Source organism: Vibrio sp. ES.051 (assembly GCF_002563795.1).
Taxonomy (GTDB): domain Bacteria; phylum Pseudomonadota; class Gammaproteobacteria; order Enterobacterales; family Vibrionaceae; genus Vibrio.
The window spans coordinates 76,314-94,302 of sequence record NZ_PDJL01000003.1; the positions used below are offsets into that span (position 1 = coordinate 76,314).

Below are 17,989 nucleotides of genomic sequence, written 5' to 3' on the forward strand. Positions count from 1 at the left end.
CTTTTTATGAGTTTTAACATCGCACTAAGTGGTCTGGACGCGACCAATACGGAACTAAACACGATCAGTAACAACATTGCCAACGCTTCTACATATGGTTTTAAAGGGGCGCGTGCTGAGTTTTCAGCGGTATATAACGGCATGCAACCTGGCGGCGTAGAAGTTGCTTCTATCTCACAGAACTTCGATAAAGACGGCTCTATAACAGGAACCGGTCGTGCAATGGATTTGGCTATCAACGGTGGTGGTTTTTTTGTCACTCAAGATAGTGCGGGTCAAATGCTTTACACTCGTTCTGGCGTGTTTGGCACAGACAAAAACAATTTTGTCGTTTCAAACAATGGCGCAAAATTGCAAGGTTATGGCGTTGATGGTGACAATAATCTGATGGAAGGCGCGGTGGGCAACATCCAAATTGCTACCTCTTCACTGAAGGCTGAAGCAACAGACAAACTGGATTTTGTGGCCAACTTTGATGCCAGTGCAAGTAAAGTGAACCTTGTTCCTGCGGATAGTGATCTCTTAATCCCAACTGACGACCCTAGACGTGACCCGGGTGACCCTGCCTATGATGCTAGTATTGTACAACCTTATGATGAAACAGCTGTTGCTTTTGATCCAGAAGACCCTAAATCATTTAACTCTTCTTACACCACCAAAGTGTATGACTCGCTAGGTAATGCACATACAGTCACTCAATACTTTACTAAAACAGATGCGAATGAGTGGGAAGCCCGAGTGCATGTAGATGGAAGCCCAACTACACCCGAAACAAAGCAGGAAGTTACGTTTAAAGAGGATGGGGTACTAGCTTCTCCGATTAATGCATTTGAGGTTGAATTTCCAACAGCCGGTGGCAAAAAAATGGAAATTGATATCAGCTTAGCCGGCAGCACCCAGTTCGGCGCCGCATTTGGTGTGAGCACCAATAACCCGAACGGTCATACCTCTGGTGAACTGGCTGGTGTGCGTGTCGAAGACAACGGTATGGTTTACGCCACCTACACTAACGGTCAGTCTCAGCTGCAAGGTCAAGTTGTACTGGCCGATTTTGCTAATACTCAAGGTCTTGCTAAAGCAAACGGTACCTCATGGACGCAAAGCTTTAGCTCAGGCGCGCCAATTATTGGTGCTCCGGGGTCAGGCACGCTAGGTGATTTAACCCCAGGTGCACTAGAAGGCTCTAACGTTGACTTAACCAGTGAGCTTGTGGCGCTGATGACGGCACAACGTAACTACCAAGCGAACGCAAAAACCATTTCGACCAACGATAAGCTCACTCAAGCTTTATTTAACGCGGTGTAATGGGAGAGTTGCATGGATAACTTGTTATTTACCGCAACCTCGGGTGCGAGCCGTGTTCTTAAAGCTCAACACGTGCGTTCAAATAACTTATCAAACGCGGATACTGCCGGCTTTCGGGCTGATATGGAGCGGGTAAGTAGTCTTGAAATGCAAGGCCCAGGCTTTGATGGCCGCACTATGGTCGTAACGAATTCAGCGTCAACACGTTTTGATTCGGGCGACATCATGAAAACGGGACGCCCACTAGACATCGCCATTATGGGCGAAGGTTATCTAGCGGTTGAAACGCCTGCTGGTAACGAAGCTTACACCCGTGCGGGCAATATTCAGGTAGATACCTTTGGCGCAATGACCATTAATGGTTTCGCGGTGCTTGGTGAAAATGGACCTTTGGTCGTGCCTGATTATCAAAAGATTGAAATTAGCGAACGCGGACAAGTGTCGGTTATCCCACCGGGTGGCGGCGCGGAAATCGCTGCAGGCACGTTAAAGTTGGTTAAACCAGAAATGAATCAACTACAAAAAGAGAGTGACAGCCTACTGCACAGTGTTGATGGCGTGCCATTCGCAGCGGATGAGACCGTGCAGGTGTCTGCAGAGCACCTTGAAGGCAGTAACGTGTCTGCCATTGATGAGTTGATTAACGTGATGTCGCTAACGCGCAACTTCGAGATGCAAGTTCGCATGATGAAAACGGCTGAAACCTTAGCACAAGCTGGTAATAAATTAATGGCGGCGAGATAGTCGGTCTCGCACCACAAGGAGTAACCAATGCATTCAGCATTATGGGTAAGTAAAACGGGCATGGCAGCGCAGGACACTAAGATGACTGCCATTTCCAACAACCTAGCAAACGTAAACACGGTTGGTTTTAAGCGCGACCGAGTGGTCTTTGAAGACTTGTTCTACAACATTCAGCGTCAACCCGGCGCTCAAGTGGATCAGGTGAATGAGTTGCCAAGTGGTGTTCAGCTGGGCAGTGGTGTTCGCGTGGTGGGCACACAAAAAGTGTTCACCCAAGGCAACACGCAAAACACGAGACAAGATCTAGATTTAGCGGTCATGGGGAAAGGCTTTTTCCAAATTGAAAACTCAGATGGCCAGATCATGTACTCGCGTAATGGTCAGTTCCACATCAACTCTGAGGGCTTGATGGTCAACAGCCAAGGTCTACCGTTAGAACCACAAATCCAAATTCCGGACAATGCGAATTCGTTTTCTGTTGGTGTTGATGGCACGGTAACCACGACCACGGCAGACGATCCAACGCCTCAGCAGCTGGGTCAAATCACGTTGGCAAAATTCATTAACCCAGCCGGTTTAGAAGCCGTGGGCGGCAACATGTTCCGTGAAACCGAAGCAAGTGGCCCAGCAGATGAGCTTATTGCGGGTGAAGATGGCGCAGGTAGCATCAAACAAGGCGCACTGGAAGGTTCAAACGTACAGGTAGTGGAAGAGATGGTCGATATGATCACCACTCAACGTGCGTACGAGATGAACGCGAAAGTCGTCTCTGCTGCAGATGACATGTTGAAGTTTGTTTCACAATCAATGTAAGTATGAAATTGGTGATGATGAAGGAAAAAGCAATGAAATGGCTTTCTAAGAGTTGGGCTGTAGCCGCCGTGTTGCTGGTGGGGTGTGCTGGCCGTCAGGAATTTATTCCGCCTGAGCCAAATGCCGAGGAATATGCGCCACCAACACTTGATTACACGTTACCGGAAACGCAGTCTGGTAGCCTTTATCGTCACCAATACACGATGACCCTCTTTCAGGATCGTCGTGCTTACCGAGTCGGTGATGTGTTAACGGTTGAACTTTCAGAAGAAACGTCATCAAGTAAAAAGGCGGGTACTCAGTTTGGTAAAAGTTCTGCGGTGAACTTCGCAGTACCGACCATTGGCACAAGAACATTTGATGAGTTTGGTGTGGGTATCGATGGCAACCGTAGCTTTGATGGCAGTTCTTCCAGCTCTCAAGGTAACAAGCTGCAAGGTGCAATCACGGTAACCGTGCATGAAGTTTTGCCTAATGGTGTACTGCGAATCAGCGGCGAAAAATGGCTTCGTTTGAACCAAGGTGACGAGTTTATCCGTTTAACGGGCATCGTTCGTGTCGATGATATTAATCGCGGTAACCAAGTTTCTTCTCAACGAATTGCGGATGCGCGTATTACCTACGCAGGACGCGGTGCATTGGCAGATAGCAATGCAGCCGGGTGGCTGACTCAGTTCTTCAACAGCCCATGGATACCTTTCTAATGAAGTCAATGCAATCTTTTTTTACGTCTTTCCTATTGGCGTTGATCTTAGGATTCCCAGCCACTTCACAGGCTAAAGGGGAAATTCCGCTCATGGACTTGGTGGATGTGCGAGGCATCCGAGAAAACCAACTGGTCGGTTATGGCTTGGTGGTGGGTTTAGCCGGACAAGGTGACCGAAACCAAGTGAAATTCACCGCACAATCGATCACTAATATGTTGCGTCAGTTTGGGGTTCAAATTGATGACAGCATGAACCCAAAATTGCGTAACGTGGCCTCCGTCAGTGTCACAGCCTCCGTTGACCCAATGGCCGGGGCAGGACAAAACTTGGACGTAGTCGTGTCTTCGATTGGTGATGCGAAAAGTCTTCGTGGCGGTACGCTATTACTGACGCCTTTGCGTGGTGTTGATGGTGAAGTGTACGCCATTGCGCAAGGTAATGTCGTGGTTGGCGGTTTGTCAGCAGAAGGACGCAGTGGCTCAAAAATTGAAATAAACACACCGACAGTGGGTCGTGTCCCTAATGGCGGAACGCTAGAGCGCGAGATTAAAACAGATTTTAATCAGCGAGATGAAGTGACTTTGAATTTGCGTAAGCCAAGTTTTACGACCGCAAAAAATGTTGCCCGTGAAATCAACAATACTTTCGGTCCCAATGTGGCGGTGGCAATCAATAAAGCGCGAGTGGATATGCGTGCGCCAAAAGACACACAACAACGTGTTGTGATGATGTCGATGCTCGAAGAGATGAGTGTTAAGGAAGGGCGTAAACCTGCACGTATTGTCTTTAACTCTCGCACCGGAACCGTCGTGATAGGGAAGAGCGTTAAAGTGAGTGAAGCCGCTGTGAGTCACGGCAACTTGACCGTGCGGATTTCTGAATCGCAGCAAGTGAGTCAGCCGAATGCATTTGCAAATGGCGACACGACAGCGGTTAACCAAACTGACCTTGATGTTAATGAGGATTTGGCTCAAATGGTGATTTGGCCACCAGGAACCGAACTTAACACTATTGTGAGTGCCGTAAACAGTTTAGGTGCAACACCCACCGACTTAATGTCGATTTTACAAGCATTGAACGAAGCTGGTGCGCTGAATGCTGAACTGGTAGTGATTTAAGGAGTTAAGGATGAAACTAGACAGTACCCATGATCAAACTCAGCTCAACTCGATGCTGTATCACGACCAGAGCACCCTTGCCAATATCAAACAAAGTCGTGATCAGGAAGGGGCTCTTGAAGTCGTTGCTGGTCAATTTGAGGCGATGTTTCTACAAATGGTACTGCGTCAAATGCGCAGCAGCAGTGATGTGTTAGCAGATAAGGACAGCCCGTTCTCAAGTCAACAACAAGGCGTTTTTCGTGATATGCACGATGGCCAATTGGCGATGGAATTGGCTAAAAAACAGGGCTCTGGAATCGCGAACATGCTCATCCAGCAACTCAGTCCATCAATGCAAGAAGTCGCGTTTGATACCTCGCGTAATGTATCGCCAGCCAACGACGGTAAGCAAGATGATTCCGAATCGCTTTCTCTGAAGGTACAAGAGGAAAACACGGGTCTATTTAACGCTAAGCCTGAAACCGTCGCCTCTGTTAAACAAGTCCTAGGTGAGGCCGGTTTAAGCACCGCGTTTTCTCAGCCGCTGATCAGGAAAATGGAGCTGTAAATGAACCTTGTAAATATCGCCCTTTCAGGTTTAAACGCGAATCGTGTTGCACTTGACGTAACGGCGCAGAATGTGGCCAATGTCAATACGCCTGGATACAGTCGTCAGCAAGCGTTGATGGCCTCAGTTGGCGATGGAAAAGCCAACAGACTCAGCCCGGGTATGGGGGTGGAAGTAACCAGTATTCGCCGTGTTACCGATCAGTTTCTTGTTAAGCAAACGTGGTCAACGAATAGTCTAGCGGCATATGCGTCTGCTTATAACAGCAATATGGGCCAGTTAGAAAATACGTTAGGCGCGGATGGGTTTAATATCTCCTCAGGCTTAGACTCGCTGAACGCGGCGCTTAACGACGCTACGGTTAAGCCGGAGTCGATCCCTTACCGTCAGCAAATTATCAATGAATCTGAAGCTTTGGCGCGCCGTTTTAATACACTGACAGAATCGCTGCATAATCAGCAGAAGGACATGAGTGATCAGCGTAATGCGGCGGTTGAACAGGGCAATAGTCTGATGGCTAATATTGCTCAGGTGAATAAGCAGATCGTCGAAATGCAAGGCACGGGTGGTAATCCAGCGCAATTAATGGACACGCGCGACTCGCTTATTGGCGAACTTTCGCAAATCGTAGAAATTAAAACAAACGATCAACCAGACGGTAGTACCCAAGTAACGCTTACCTCTGGTCAACCGCTTGTGATGGGATCGGATTACGGTCAATTGAAAGCAAAACCAGATCCTAATGACCCTTACCTTGCGGATTTAAGTGTTGATTTTGCCACACAAAGCTTTGCGATCAACAAGTCAGTTGGCGGTAAGCTTGGCGCTGTTTCTGATTACCAAACGAACGTTCTTAAACCGAACCAAGTGGCTCTGGACGATATGGCAAAAGCACTTGCAGATGAATATAACGCCGTGCTAGCGACCGGAACCGACTTAAACGGAAATCCGGGTAAGCCGCTGTTTAGCTATGATCCAGCCAACCCGGCTGCCAGCCTTACAATCACCGATATTGAGGCGAAAGACTTAGCGTTTTCAAGTGATGGCACTCCAGGCAATGCAGATATGCTAAATGAGCTGATTCAGCTTAGTAATAAACCCGTTGCAGTGACTGGCTACGGCTCGTTGAGTTTGAACGATGCCTACACCGCGATGGTCGGTGAAACGGCGATCAAGGCACGTCAAGCTGGTGCGGATTTTGAAGCAAAATTAGCGATGAATACGCAAGCGCATGCCGCGCGCGACAATGTAAGCGCGGTAAACAGTGATGAAGAAGCAGCGAATCTGATGACATTCGCCAACGCGCACAATGCCAACATGAAAGTGATCAGTACAGCGAATCAATTGTTTGACTCGGTACTGCAGTTATTCTAAAGGAAACCCGACATGCGAATCAGTGACAGTCAATTTAGTCAAATGATGCTGCAAAGCTTGCAAACCAACAATGCAGGCTTAGGGCAGGTACTTCAACAGATGGCAACGGGTGATCGGCTCACCAAGCTGTCCGATGATCCAATGGCGTCCATCAAGCTACTTAATCTTGACCGTGAAAACAGTGCAATCAGTCAGTATCAAAGTAACATCGCCAACCTTAAAACCACGCTTTCTTCTCAAGAAACGCATTTGGATACGGTTAATGAAAGCCTGAAAAGTATGCGTGATCTCGTGCTTTGGGGCGCGAATGGTTCACTCAACGATCAAGACCGCGCAGGTATGATTACTGAGCTTAAGAGTTACCGAGACTCGATAGAGTCGTCGTTCAATGCTCAGGATGAAGAAGGACATTATTTGTTCTCTGGTACCAAAACAGACACTGCTGCGGTAAATAATACAGCTGGCGGTTATGTGGTGGATGGCAATAATGACAAACGTGTTGTAACCGTGGCGAAAGGCGTGACCATGGAAGCGAATATGACGGCAAAAGACCTGCTTGAGCTTGGTGGCGGTGATAACGTTCTTAACCAAATGGATGCTTTAATTGCAGAGTTTGAGAACCCAAGTGCAAATTTTCAAGCAGAGGTAGACGCGAGCCTGACCGCAATTGATGATACGTTAGCCAATGTTTTAGGTGCGATGACCGAAATTGGTGGTCGGCATAACAACCTTGATCAAATGGATGGCGCACACGGTGAAAACAAGCTGTTTGTTGACAAGGTCACGAGTGACTTATCAGCGCTCGATTACGGCGAAGCATCGGTACGCTTGAGCAATTACATGGCCGCGTTACAGGCAACGCAAGCAAGCTATGTTAAGATCAACGACCTGTCGTTGTTTGATCGCATTTAAGGTTAGGAAATTCATTTATGGTAATGAGCACAGTAGAGGTTAGGCCACACAGCATACGACTGGGTGGACAAGAACAAGCCTCTATCATGCCGACGCGCTCCGCTGACTCAAGCGCAGCCATTAAACCGCGTCCGACTCAGGTTCAAGCTGACACAGCGTCGGCTTATTCCGTTTCTGGCATTCAATTGACGCAAGGTCAGCAGCAAGCAACGGCTGTACAAATTGCCTCTAAATCGTTACAAGTTATTGGTAAAGAGCTTACACAAATAAAACGTGGCTTGACGCAAGCCGTGACCCAAGGGGCGCAAAATGTGCCTGGCTTGCAAGAGACGCTAGTGGGCTCGAAAGCGACGATTCAGCAGGTTGTGGAGCAGGCGCGGTTTGATGGGCAGAAGGTGTTAAATAACGAACTGCATCTAGAGCTAGATAAAGCAGACATTCGCCGTTTTTCTATTCCAGGCTTGAACGTACATCGTTTAAGCGACAAAGCTGAGCAAATTCGTTTGGACTTTCCTCAAGGTCAAGCGGTGATGATTCAGTTTGATGGACAGGCGGATGGTGCACGTACGGTCAAAATGCTTGATCGTAGTTTGATTGCTTTAGGAATGCGCGCGTCATTAGCAGAAGATGGCAGCATTTTGTTTGAAGCACGAGACCATGCTTATCAGCAAATGCAACAGAAAGTAATGGTGACTGGCGAAGGACACCGCTTCCCTGCAGGTCAACCCAATGTGCTTAATCTGAAGTCAGAGCCTGATGGTATTGCAGAGCTGAGTTTTAACTTAGGATCGCGTGATGGCATTAAACAAACTATTGCCAAAGTGAACCAGCATCTAAGACAAGTGCAAACCAGTTTACAAGAAGCCAAAGCATTTCATGGTGAACTGAATACTCAAATGCGTTCGGTTCAAAATAAAACGACCCCACTTTCTATTGATGATGTGAATAAAAAACTCGATGGTTTTATGCATGCGTCAGGAGAGTTTACGTCGACTTTCCAAGCGTTAAATGCACAAGCAAACGTGCGTCGCCACACCGTGGTTGCGTTGCTGAAATAACCAGTCCCTCAAAGATTTCCGACGTTGCATTGTTGCCGCCCCCCAATAACGACAACAACGCATCCTCGGGAATCTTCCTTTCCATTTTATTTATGGTTCTAAAGCTCTTGCTACGGAGCGGTGTAATTTTTGGAACAACCAACCGAGTGCAATTAAAGACGCCCCCAACCCTAAGAAACTGATCGCGCGCCAGAAACCATCGAGAGAACTGACATCCCATAAAAATACCTTTAGTGCCACACACGCGAGTACAATTAAGCCGATGCGCTGCATCATTAACCCTTTATGGGTAACGCCTCGCCAAGTCAGTAGCCCGCCCACGAGTAAACCTGCAACCGAATAGCTAAATAGCTCGGCCATACTCGTTGGCTGAAACAGCATCATTGATGTCGTTTGCCAGAACTGGCGAATCGACATGCCTAACCAGATAGCTACCAGTGTGAACCCAAGGCTAGCAACCGCAAAGCGATGAATTTGTAATGTATTCCAGCCTTTGAACACTGCTGTAAGCAAGACACATGCAGGAAGTAACCAACCAACACTCAACATATTAAATATCGGTATTGCCTGCGCTGAGACATTGTCAGCCGCGAGTGGAGACTCTACCGTATTGAGTAAAATGAGCAACAATGCGAACACACACCACAGTAAGTAGCTGTAGGCCTGATAGACACGACTTAACTGCTGAGCAAATTGACTTCGGTAGCTATAGATTAAGCCCATCACCAAGGCTTGGTTCGCAAAAACGATGGCGCTAGTGAAATCAATCTGTCCCAAGTAGCCATATTGCCCCGTTAACCAGTAGTTGGTTTGGGTGAACAATGCCATTAAGAAAACATGTAAAAATGCACCTTCAAACCAGTTAGCGAGTTCAAAATCCATTCGAATTAACACCGCGCGAGCGTACAGTAAGATAACCAGAGACGGCACATAACTTAAAATCACCCAGGCCCAATGTTCTGTTTCAATCGGTTGCCATTCGGGGATAAATGGCAAAAGCGTGAGGCGAATGGTCAGTATGCTCATGACCACTTTCACCGCCCAATTGGCCGGAGGAAACCGCTGTGATTGAGCTTGTAACGCCATCACGGCCACTTGCACTGAAATCGCCGTGGTTAACCACGTGTCACTTAACCAAACAAAAGCGACGCCCGCAATCAAGGCATGAACGATTGCAGAGCACTCAGACATCAGCACGGTCAGGCGTTGACCTAAAAGAACGTAATAAAGGGCGATGAGGGCACAAAAGAGGGTCCAGTGCCATGCGTAGTTTGGGATAAACTCGTCGATATAAAACAAGCTGATTAAGCTCATCACCGGAGCGAGCACCAATAAAAGCACACCACTTAATTGAGAGCGATCACAGAGTGACTGGGCGTACGTTCTGCCGCAAATGAGCGCAATACTGACCGCGAGAGCGAACAAGATGCTCGCTTTATGCTCAGGCAGATAGAGTGTGTCAAAAGCGATAGAGAGAACCATTATCGCCGTAGCGAATACCACGATAGACGGCAAGAAGACTCGTAATGACCAGCCTTTACGTAGCGCGGGCAGCCATACCGCGGCAACGAGTAAAGTAAAGCAATACGTCATTTGCAAAATATTTATCGCTGGCATTCTGGTCACGGCAGAAAACGTCAATAACGCAATCGCAATAGACGTTACGGTTGGTGGGTTTGTCCATTTTTTTTGGTGATGGTGATAACGACGGTTAAGTGCCCAACCCATTCTGGGTACGGCGAAAATAAGATACAGTGTCAGTGAGAGGTAGACGGCTAACCAAGAGAACAAAATCTCGGTCGGAATGCTCTCAATTAACAGCAGCATCCACAACACATGAGCAAGCGCAATGCTAGGGGAAATCCAGCTCTGGCGGACGATCTGCATCAGTAATGTGGCGGCGATTGAGATGGCGCTGATGTAACCTGCCAGTACGTAATAGTCGGGCTCTGCACTGCCAATCCACAGTGGCGCAGTGTATCCGCCAATCAAACCTAGCACGGCCATTAGTGGCCCTTGTCGCAGTGACAGCGCCAAGCTGAACAAAGCGGTTACTGCCAAAATGATCAGCGAGACACTCGGTGTTAGCATTTGATAGATAACAAAGGCAAAAATGACCGTACAATAAATGCCTGTTAATCCAGTCCCCGTCACGGCGGCAGGGACATAAGTGAAGCCTTGAGCGCGTTTGGCTCGATCGGGACTGTGTTGTTCTTTACGGTGAAATACCTCGCCGGCAAGCACCATCGCTAAAGACAGAGTCAATGCAAAGGAGACACGCATCAGTGGTGAAAACTCAATATGGCTACCAATCACTTGCACGAGATACCCGCCACCAATCAGCATGGCAAGTGCGCCGACCCAAACCAACCAGTTTTCTTGGATATTAGCTAGCAGATCCTGGAGTTTGTTGAGGAAGAATGGTTCGTTTTTTTGCTCAAATACGTCTAAGACTATGCTGCTTGGTTGGGGTTGCGCTTGAGGTGTGACATCAGGTGATGGCACTGAATCGACAAGCGTGTTATCGATAGTTGAATCGGGTGAGCTTATGTGTTCAGTCTTTGCCGCGACATGGGAAGGCATCTGGCGGGACTCTGCCGCCATGTGTGATTGCTGAGCGGGCTCCTCGTGCGCATCACGGCGTAGATGGTTCTGCAGTGAGTTGAGCTCCTGCCGAAGCTTGTCTAATTCTTTTTCCTGACGTGATACTCGACCAGTCGCTTTCACTCCGATAAGGAGAGCAAGCAGCGCCATGAGCAGTGCTAATGTTGTGTACAATCCATTTCTCCTTGCCCTCTGCCGATTTTATCTCACGGTACAGGATGATTAAGCTGAAGCACTTATGCTAAAGCTTAGCGCATGCCTTATGCTTGAAAAGCATTATATAGCCTGAGGCTGATGCCCTTCTTAAGGTAGTCTTGTTTTCTATATTAACCCAGCAATAAAGCCACCAATGCGTGTCGATTCAGGTTTCTATTTCTTCAAAATACTAAAACATTAATCATGCAGATAAAAATACTATACAATGAGCCGTTTACTGATACAGAAGTTTAATATTTGTACAGTTGACCACTAGCAAAGTGGTTTATCAGTCGCTGAGTTATTGAATGAACGATTTAAAAGACGTATTAGCAGGCATTAGAAGTGTGCGAGGGAGCTTGACAGCTTCTCTTCAGAGAATTGCCGATTTTGTGCTAGAGCATCCGGAAAACATTGCAACTCTGTCGACTTCTGAGTTGGCAAATGCTTGTGGTGTGGGAGAAGCGAGCCTGATTCGATTCTGTAAGAAGCTTGGATATAGCGGCTACCACGAATTCAAGATGTTGCTGGCCGTTTCTTTGGCCAAGAACCACGCCCATGAGCCTGGCCTGCTTTCGAGTGAAATCGACCTCAATGATGAAATGCCATTAGTGGCAGACAAGCTTCAGATGATCATCCAGCAGGTCTTGTCCGAGACTCGCGCTTTACTTGACTTCCGTACTTTGCGTGCGGTGTCTGAACGTATATCCAACGCTGAGTCAATCATCTTTGTTGGCGTAGGCTCTTCTGGGATCACAGCAGAAGAAGCCAAAAATAAACTTATGCGCATTGGCTTAAATGTGGATGCGATATCCAATAATCATTTTATGTACATGAAAGCTTCGCTACTCAGCGAACAAGATGTCGTAGTCGCCATTTCCCATTCTGGTGAGTCTCCAGAAACGATCAAAACTTTAGCTATCGCCAAAGAATCTGGTGCGTTTACTGTTGCGCTTACCCACAATTCGCAGTCTGGCATCTGTGGTCATGCAGATGAAGTTTTGCTCAATGGCAATCGTGAAAACTGGTTGCAAGGAGATTCTTTGGGAACAAAAATTGCGCAAATGTTTGTTTTGGATCTTCTTTACACCGAGTTGGTGCGTTCTGACATGGATCAAGCGAAGCGTAATAAACTGAAAACAACCCAATCCATAATGTAAAACGTCATTCATACCCCATACTTTTTGTGTGATTGTTCTCACAGATGTTGTGTCGGTGAGTAGTATGTCACGCCAATGTGTGGAGTAATACTCCGCAACAACAAATGTTATGGAGTTTTATTTTATGCCTAGTTCTTCATTTTTTGAAACGGCACAAAAATTTGGTAAGTCGTTCATGCTGCCAATAGCCGTGCTTCCAGCAGCCGGCTTACTGTTAGGGATCGGTGGTGCCTTGTCGAACCCGAACACGCTGATAGCTTACCCCTTTCTTGATATTCCTTTTCTGCAAGCGATTTTTACAATCATGACAGCGGCTGGTGCGGTCGTATTCGGCAATTTACCCGTTTTGTTTGCTGTGGGCGTTGCTGTCGGATTAGCAAAGAGTGACAAGGGAACCGCCGGCTTGGCGGCTTTGCTCGCTTATCTTGTCATGAATGCGACGATAGGCTCAATGCTCTCTTTGCAAGGTGCTCTAGCCACTGACAACCTCGGTGCGGTTGGACAAGGATTAATCCTAGGCATTCAAACTCTTGATACAGGCGTGTTTGGTGGCGTAGTCGTGGGGATTATGGCGAGCATTCTCCATACTCGTTATAGCAATATAGAGCTACCAAAATTCTTAGGTTTCTTTGGTGGTTCTCGATTCGTGCCCATCGTTTCGGCGTTTTCCGCAATCGTATTGGGTGCGTTGATGTACCTAGTTTGGCCAAAAATCCAATCGGGTATTTTTGGTATGGGCGGACTGATTGAAAGCACGGGTTATGTTGGGACTCTGCTATACGGGTTTATTCTTCGTATGCTTGGGTTATTTGGTCTGCACCATATCTTCTATTTACCATTCTGGACGACCGCATTAGGTGGCGCAGAGACGGTGAATGGTGTGATGGTCGAAGGTACACAACGAATTTTCTTTGCACAATTGGCCGACCCTTCGGTTCAGCAATACTTTATCGGAACGTCACGCTTTATGTCCGGTCGTTTTATCACCATGATGTTTGGTCTCATGGGGGCGGCATTGGCTATCTATCACTGTGCTAAGCCAGAGCATAAAGCACGTGTGAGTGGATTATTGCTTTCAGCTGCGCTGACTTCTTTCTTGACCGGTATCACAGAACCATTAGAATTCTCGTTCTTGTTTGTTGCTCCAGTACTTTATTTTATTCACGCAGTATTTGATGGCTTTGCGTTCATGCTCGCGCACATGTTTGAAATTACCATTGGTCAAACTTTCTCTGGTGGTTTTATTGACTTTATCTTATTTGGTGTGCTGCAAGGGCAAGCAAAAACCAACTGGATGATGGTGCCAGTGATTGGTTCAGCTTGGTTCTTCCTTTACTACTTCACATTCCGTTTTGTTATTTCTAAATTTGATTTGAAAACGATGGGGCGTGAAGACGAGGCTCAGGAAGCGGCATCCAACGCGACAGGAACGGAGCGAGCAAGTGCGATTGTGAAGCATCTGGGTGAGGCAGGTAATATTAAAGAAGTAGATTGCTGTGCGACTCGACTAAGGTTGACTCTGCAAGATGCGTCAAAAATCAGTGAGCAAGGATTGAAGGCGACAGGGGCGGTTGCCGTCGTGGCCAAAGGGAATGGCGTTCAAGTGATCTATGGTCCACACGTTACGATCGTTAAAAACGAACTAGAAGAGTACTTAAATCTATGAATCCATTTTTCCAAACCATTCAGCATCGTCTCATCGTCTCTTGTCAGGCCTTGGAAAATGAGCCGCTTCACAGTGATTTCATTATGTCCAGAATGGCGCTGGCAGCCAAACAAGGTGGTGCTGCTGGGATCCGAGCAAACTCTGTCGCGGACATAAAAGCCATCAAGTCGACGGTTGATCTACCGGTGATTGGGATTATCAAGAGTGATTTTGATGACTCTGACGTGTTTATTACCGCGACAATGGCCGAAGTTGACGAGCTGATGCAAGCCAAGCCTGAAATGATCGCCTTAGACGCAACTTTTCGTAAGCGACCGAATGATTTGAAGTTGGATGCTTTAGTGAACACTATTCGTGAGAAGTACCCACTGGTTTTGTTGATGGCAGACATCTCGAGTGTTGATGAGGCCGTGAATGCCGAGAAACTGGGCTTTGACTGTGTTTCTACAACATTATTTGGTTATACCAGCGAAACAAACGGCAGCAAATTGTTTAACGATGACTTCCAATTTTTAAAAGAGGTTTTGCAGCAAGTGGCTTTGCCTGTGATAGCGGAAGGGAACGTGGCGACACCAGAAATGGCGAAGCGCTGTTTAGAGTTAGGTTGCCATGCTGTTGTGGTGGGAGGCGCCATTACAAGACCTCAACAAATTACTGAGCGATTTGTCACCGCTCTCAAGTAATCCATCCTTAAAAAATACCTTAGTTCCCCCAAGGTATGGATGGTAAACAAATTAGGGAGGCTATTTTTATAGCCTCCCTAATTTTTATCCTCGAACGACAGAGCTTCCTCGCGACGCTTCGTTATACCTTGAAATCACTATCGTGGTACTTCAGCGTCACTTTGCGACAAAGGGCATTATTGTATCGTTGATCTTCCCCGAAGGGACGCAATAGGATATTACCGCCAATTGGAGTAAGCGATTAGGTTGGCATCTGAACCGTTTATTATCCAAGCTTAGATACTAAGGTCGGCCAAGAAGGATTTAAACCTTGGACGAATCATGCTACTTAAGCCTCGGGTTTGGCTTAATACATCGTTACCAGTAACCGATTTCGGAAAAGCAATAGATGGCATTCAGAAATTTCGCATTGACGTTACTAGTAAGGATCGTAATACTGCGCGACTGTTTTAATTTAGGGTGACATTATGGCTCCGCACACGAACCGAAAAGATTTACATCTAGACGCTGTTTTACATCATGATATGAACATGAAACAGAAAACAGCGGGCTTTGAGTCTATCGAGTTTGAGCACTGCGCGCTGCCAGAGTGTGACTTTAACGCTATCGATCTGTCGACAGAATTTCTTGGTCATCGGCTGGCCCTGCCATTTTTGATCAGCTCAATGACGGGCGGTGCAAAAGACGCAGAAGCGATCAACTGCCGTTTAGCGGAAGCGGCGAGTGAGTTGGGTATTGCAATGGGGGTTGGCTCACAGCGCATCAGTTTAGAGGAAAGTCAACATTCCGGTTTAGGCAGAACCATACGTGCTTTAGCCCAAGGTGTGCCTTTGTATTCCAACCTTGGCGCGGCGCAGCTGCGTGACAAAAATAAGTTGGAGAATGCACAACGAGTGGTTGAATTTATCCAAGCGGATGCTCTGTTTGTGCATGTGAACCCAATGCAGGAAGCGTTGCAGAAAAACGGCGACCATAATTGGATTGGCGTGTTGCATGCGATTGAAAAGCTTAAATCGCGTGTGAGTGTTCCTATTATTATCAAAGAAGTCGGTTTTGGTATGAGCGGCGCAGTAGCGAAGCGATTGGTCGATGCAGGCGTTGATGCCATCGATGTGGCTGGAGCTGGTGGCACCAGTTGGAGCGCAGTTGAAGGGTATTGCCAAGATAACCCCAAGATGCGGCGTGCTGCCGAGTTGTTTCGTGATTGGGGCATCCCAACCGCGACATGTTTACAACAAATTCGTTCTCAGTCGCCAAGATTGCCTCTAATTGCATCTGGGGGCATAGGTCACGGATTAGACGCCGCGAAAGCGATTCACCTAGGCGCAAACCTAGTCGGGCAAGCTGGAGGCGTATTGAACGCTGCAACCATTAGTACCCAATCGGTGGTGGATCACTTTGAGCAAATGGCGCTAGAGTTGCGTTTAGCGTGCTTTGGTACGGGCGCGACTAACCTTGGGGCTTTAACGAAAGCTCGCCGCTTGTAGCCTAAGCTCTGCGCATAAACTGAATCATGAACGAGATATTGTCGAAGCCTTAACACCTAGACGAATAATTTCGTTATAGTTGATACAGTTATAGTTGATACAAAAGTCACCTCAACAAGCTCATACCCAAAAATATTGTTTAAAATTGGAACCTTACACTTATGAAAAAACGAGTCATGCTACTGTTGGCGACGGCAGCTTTAACTGCTTGTAGTGATGAAATTGGCACCGAGGCTTGGTGTAACGATATGCGCGATAAGCCCAAAACAGAGTGGACAGCCGATAATGCCGTGGATTTTGCAAAGTATTGTGTGCTGCAAGATGGTGTGGGCAGCGAGCAATGGTGTCAAAACCTAAAAGACAAACCAAAAGGTGACTGGACCGCAAATGAAGCGACCAGTTTTACTAAGCACTGCATTTTCTGAACAGGCGTGAAACCGTCTTAGCTAAGACGACATTCAGCGGGAAAAACACCAAGCAAAACGCTTGGTGTTTTTGTCTCTAGGGTTGCCGAATTTAGAGTGTTTATATTCAAAGGCTGATGCCTATGTGGCAACACCGCGTTGCACATTGAGAGATGAAATACCTGAGGGAGCCGCAACCAGTATGGTTTGTTATAGAGCGCAATGCCGCTAACAAACCACAATGCACTCTATTAATTCATTGACTCGCAACGTTATTTCGCACTTTGCAGTTCTTCCAAGCCGCCAGCGTTATGTAGATTTGTGAATCCGTGCGATTGCAGGTATTGATACGCTTTATCAGAACGGTTGCCCGTGCGGCAATACAGCACAATCGATTGATCTTTTTTGATGCCTTTAACATGCTGGTCGAGCTCGGAGAGAGGGACGTTAACAGCATTATCTAAGTGCTCAGCAGAGAACTCTTGCGGCGTGCGAACATCAACAATCATTGCGCCTTGTTCAATTAATTGCCAACCTTGTTCCGCGCGCTCTGAAGCAAACCCATTGAACGATACCAAACTCATGCTAAGGGTGGCGAGAAGTAGAGAAATTGCCTTTTTCATTATTCCATCGTCCTTTCAATTCATGTAACCACAGTAGGCTTTGTCCGAAAACCTTGCCATCATAGAAGCATCACCGTCTAGATTTATTAAAATTTCAGATAGAAGATTTTGTTCGGAATCACAAAAAAATTTTATCGATTTTTCCCTTGAACTTGTTTGTTTCGACCTTATTATTCTCACCGAAGGCGAGCCGTCGACTCACAACCCTCTCTTTATGTTCAATATGACTTTTATTTTGATTCTCAGTAGGAGGCACTTCAAAAATGAAAATCCGTCCTTTAAATGACAAGCTTATTGTTGAAAGACAAGCGGTAGAAAATAAATCTGAAGGGGGAATCGTTCTAACTTCTCAGTCGGTGAAGAAATCAAACCGCGGGAAAGTGATTGCTGTTGGTTTAGGTCAGCGTTTAGACAATGGTGAGCGCGCTGCGATGGAAGTCAAAGTAGGCGATGAGATTATTTTTAATGACGGCTACGGCGTAAAAACTGAAAAAATTGACGGCGTAGAATACTTGATTCTGTCCGAATCGGATGTGTTAGCAATTGTTGAGTAATTTTTTTGTAGTAGTTTTTTGAGGAGATAATC

General features: G+C 46.9%; 17 protein-coding genes. 15 read left to right on the plus strand and 2 right to left on the minus strand.

The genetic code is table 11. From position 1 onward, the window contains the following. Positions 1-6 precede the first annotated feature (6 nt). The 9 genes from ATG66_RS01030 to ATG66_RS01070 are packed head-to-tail and all read left to right on the plus strand — an operon-like array spanning position 7 to position 8,581. Positions 7-1,305, plus strand: coding sequence for a flagellar hook protein FlgE (locus tag ATG66_RS01030; RefSeq protein ID WP_098413561.1), 1,299 nt, complete (start codon positions 7-9; stop codon positions 1,303-1,305). 12 nt (positions 1,306-1,317) lie between these two features. Beyond that, entirely contained in the window at positions 1,318-2,049 is a 732-nt protein-coding gene (gene flgF, locus ATG66_RS01035; protein ID WP_098413562.1) for a flagellar basal-body rod protein FlgF, read from the plus strand. A 27-nt stretch (positions 2,050-2,076) separates the two neighbouring features. After that, entirely contained in the window at positions 2,077-2,862 is a 786-nt protein-coding gene (flgG, locus tag ATG66_RS01040) for a flagellar basal-body rod protein FlgG (protein WP_098413563.1), read from the plus strand. A gap of 32 nt (positions 2,863-2,894) precedes the next feature. Continuing rightward, complete coding sequence (gene flgH / locus ATG66_RS01045; RefSeq protein ID WP_098414482.1) at positions 2,895-3,566, plus strand: flagellar basal body L-ring protein FlgH; 672 nt, start codon at positions 2,895-2,897, stop codon at positions 3,564-3,566. Continuing rightward, positions 3,566-4,687: a flagellar basal body P-ring protein FlgI gene (locus ATG66_RS01050; protein WP_179885558.1), complete on the plus strand. Its 1,122-nt coding sequence runs from the start codon at positions 3,566-3,568 to the stop codon at positions 4,685-4,687. The genes flgH and ATG66_RS01050 overlap by 1 nt, the downstream gene beginning before the upstream one ends. 10 nt (positions 4,688-4,697) lie before the next feature. Next, positions 4,698-5,237 (plus strand): rod-binding protein, encoded by a 540-nt coding sequence (locus ATG66_RS01055; protein WP_098413565.1) that lies wholly within the window; start codon positions 4,698-4,700, stop codon positions 5,235-5,237. After that, positions 5,238-6,611: a flagellar hook-associated protein FlgK gene (gene flgK / locus ATG66_RS01060; protein ID WP_098413566.1), complete on the plus strand. Its 1,374-nt coding sequence runs from the start codon at positions 5,238-5,240 to the stop codon at positions 6,609-6,611. It abuts the gene before it with no gap. Positions 6,612-6,623: 12 nt separating this feature from the next. Then, positions 6,624-7,523, plus strand: a complete 900-nt coding sequence (gene flgL / locus ATG66_RS01065) for a flagellar hook-associated protein FlgL (RefSeq protein WP_098413567.1) — start codon at positions 6,624-6,626, stop codon at positions 7,521-7,523. A 17-nt stretch (positions 7,524-7,540) separates the two neighbouring features. Beyond that, positions 7,541-8,581 carry a flagellin gene (locus ATG66_RS01070; protein ID WP_098413568.1) on the plus strand — a complete coding sequence of 347 codons (1,041 nt, stop codon included), beginning with the start codon at positions 7,541-7,543 and terminating at the stop codon, positions 8,579-8,581. A 90-nt stretch (positions 8,582-8,671) separates the two neighbouring features. Here the strand turns inward: ATG66_RS01070 and ATG66_RS01075 are convergent, their stop codons facing one another. After that, complete coding sequence (locus ATG66_RS01075) at positions 8,672-11,335, minus strand: DUF2339 domain-containing protein (RefSeq protein ID WP_373560820.1); 2,664 nt, start codon at positions 11,333-11,335, stop codon at positions 8,672-8,674. Between the two features lie 353 nt (positions 11,336-11,688). Here ATG66_RS01075 and ATG66_RS01080 point away from each other — a divergent pair, with 353 nt between their 5' ends. The 5 genes from ATG66_RS01080 to ATG66_RS01100 all read left to right on the plus strand — a co-directional run bounded on the left by ATG66_RS01080 (position 11,689) and on the right by ATG66_RS01100 (position 16,801). Beyond that, positions 11,689-12,540, plus strand: coding sequence for a MurR/RpiR family transcriptional regulator (locus tag ATG66_RS01080; RefSeq protein WP_098413570.1), 852 nt, complete (start codon positions 11,689-11,691; stop codon positions 12,538-12,540). Between the two features lie 124 nt (positions 12,541-12,664). Then, on the plus strand, positions 12,665-14,206 hold the full coding sequence (locus ATG66_RS01085) for a PTS transporter subunit EIIC (RefSeq protein WP_218925165.1): 1,542 nt from the start codon (positions 12,665-12,667) through the stop codon (positions 14,204-14,206). Beyond that, on the plus strand, positions 14,203-14,889 hold the full coding sequence (locus ATG66_RS01090) for an N-acetylmannosamine-6-phosphate 2-epimerase (RefSeq protein ID WP_098413572.1): 687 nt from the start codon (positions 14,203-14,205) through the stop codon (positions 14,887-14,889). Before ATG66_RS01085 ends, ATG66_RS01090 begins: the two co-directional genes overlap by 4 nt. 467 nt (positions 14,890-15,356) lie before the next feature. Next, positions 15,357-16,376 carry a type 2 isopentenyl-diphosphate Delta-isomerase gene (gene fni, locus ATG66_RS01095; RefSeq protein WP_098413573.1) on the plus strand — a complete coding sequence of 340 codons (1,020 nt, stop codon included), beginning with the start codon at positions 15,357-15,359 and terminating at the stop codon, positions 16,374-16,376. A gap of 161 nt (positions 16,377-16,537) precedes the next feature. Further along, on the plus strand, positions 16,538-16,801 hold the full coding sequence (locus tag ATG66_RS01100; RefSeq protein WP_098413574.1) for a DUF3012 domain-containing protein: 264 nt from the start codon (positions 16,538-16,540) through the stop codon (positions 16,799-16,801). Between the two features lie 251 nt (positions 16,802-17,052). Here the strand turns inward: ATG66_RS01100 and ATG66_RS01105 are convergent, their stop codons facing one another. Further along, positions 17,053-17,403, minus strand: a complete 351-nt coding sequence (locus ATG66_RS01105; RefSeq protein WP_098413575.1) for a rhodanese-like domain-containing protein — start codon at positions 17,401-17,403, stop codon at positions 17,053-17,055. A 263-nt stretch (positions 17,404-17,666) separates the two neighbouring features. Here ATG66_RS01105 and ATG66_RS01110 point away from each other — a divergent pair, with 263 nt between their 5' ends. Continuing rightward, the gene (locus ATG66_RS01110; RefSeq protein ID WP_098413576.1) at positions 17,667-17,957 is read left to right on the plus strand and encodes a co-chaperone GroES; all 291 of its coding nucleotides are present in this window, start codon (positions 17,667-17,669) and stop codon (positions 17,955-17,957) included. The last annotated feature ends 32 nt before the right edge of the window (positions 17,958-17,989 follow it).

Coding starts and splice junctions, on each gene's coding strand:
- ATG66_RS01085 (WP_218925165.1), top strand. CDS start 12,665: ATGCCTAGTTCTTCATTTTTTGAAACGGCACAAAAATTTGGTAAGTCG.
- flgG (WP_098413563.1), top strand. CDS start 2,077: ATGCATTCAGCATTATGGGTAAGTAAAACGGGCATGGCAGCGCAGGAC.
- ATG66_RS01105 (WP_098413575.1), bottom strand. CDS start 17,403: ATGAAAAAGGCAATTTCTCTACTTCTCGCCACCCTTAGCATGAGTTTG.
- flgF (WP_098413562.1), top strand. CDS start 1,318: ATGGATAACTTGTTATTTACCGCAACCTCGGGTGCGAGCCGTGTTCTT.
- ATG66_RS01070 (WP_098413568.1), top strand. CDS start 7,541: ATGGTAATGAGCACAGTAGAGGTTAGGCCACACAGCATACGACTGGGT.
- ATG66_RS01110 (WP_098413576.1), top strand. CDS start 17,667: ATGAAAATCCGTCCTTTAAATGACAAGCTTATTGTTGAAAGACAAGCG.
- ATG66_RS01075 (WP_373560820.1), bottom strand. CDS start 11,335: ATGGCGCTGCTTGCTCTCCTTATCGGAGTGAAAGCGACTGGTCGAGTA.
- ATG66_RS01100 (WP_098413574.1), top strand. CDS start 16,538: ATGAAAAAACGAGTCATGCTACTGTTGGCGACGGCAGCTTTAACTGCT.
- flgL (WP_098413567.1), top strand. CDS start 6,624: ATGCGAATCAGTGACAGTCAATTTAGTCAAATGATGCTGCAAAGCTTG.
- fni (WP_098413573.1), top strand. CDS start 15,357: ATGGCTCCGCACACGAACCGAAAAGATTTACATCTAGACGCTGTTTTA.
- ATG66_RS01055 (WP_098413565.1), top strand. CDS start 4,698: ATGAAACTAGACAGTACCCATGATCAAACTCAGCTCAACTCGATGCTG.
- ATG66_RS01030 (WP_098413561.1), top strand. CDS start 7: ATGAGTTTTAACATCGCACTAAGTGGTCTGGACGCGACCAATACGGAA.
- flgK (WP_098413566.1), top strand. CDS start 5,238: ATGAACCTTGTAAATATCGCCCTTTCAGGTTTAAACGCGAATCGTGTT.
- flgH (WP_098414482.1), top strand. CDS start 2,895: ATGAAATGGCTTTCTAAGAGTTGGGCTGTAGCCGCCGTGTTGCTGGTG.
- ATG66_RS01090 (WP_098413572.1), top strand. CDS start 14,203: ATGAATCCATTTTTCCAAACCATTCAGCATCGTCTCATCGTCTCTTGT.
- ATG66_RS01080 (WP_098413570.1), top strand. CDS start 11,689: ATGAACGATTTAAAAGACGTATTAGCAGGCATTAGAAGTGTGCGAGGG.
- ATG66_RS01050 (WP_179885558.1), top strand. CDS start 3,566: ATGAAGTCAATGCAATCTTTTTTTACGTCTTTCCTATTGGCGTTGATC.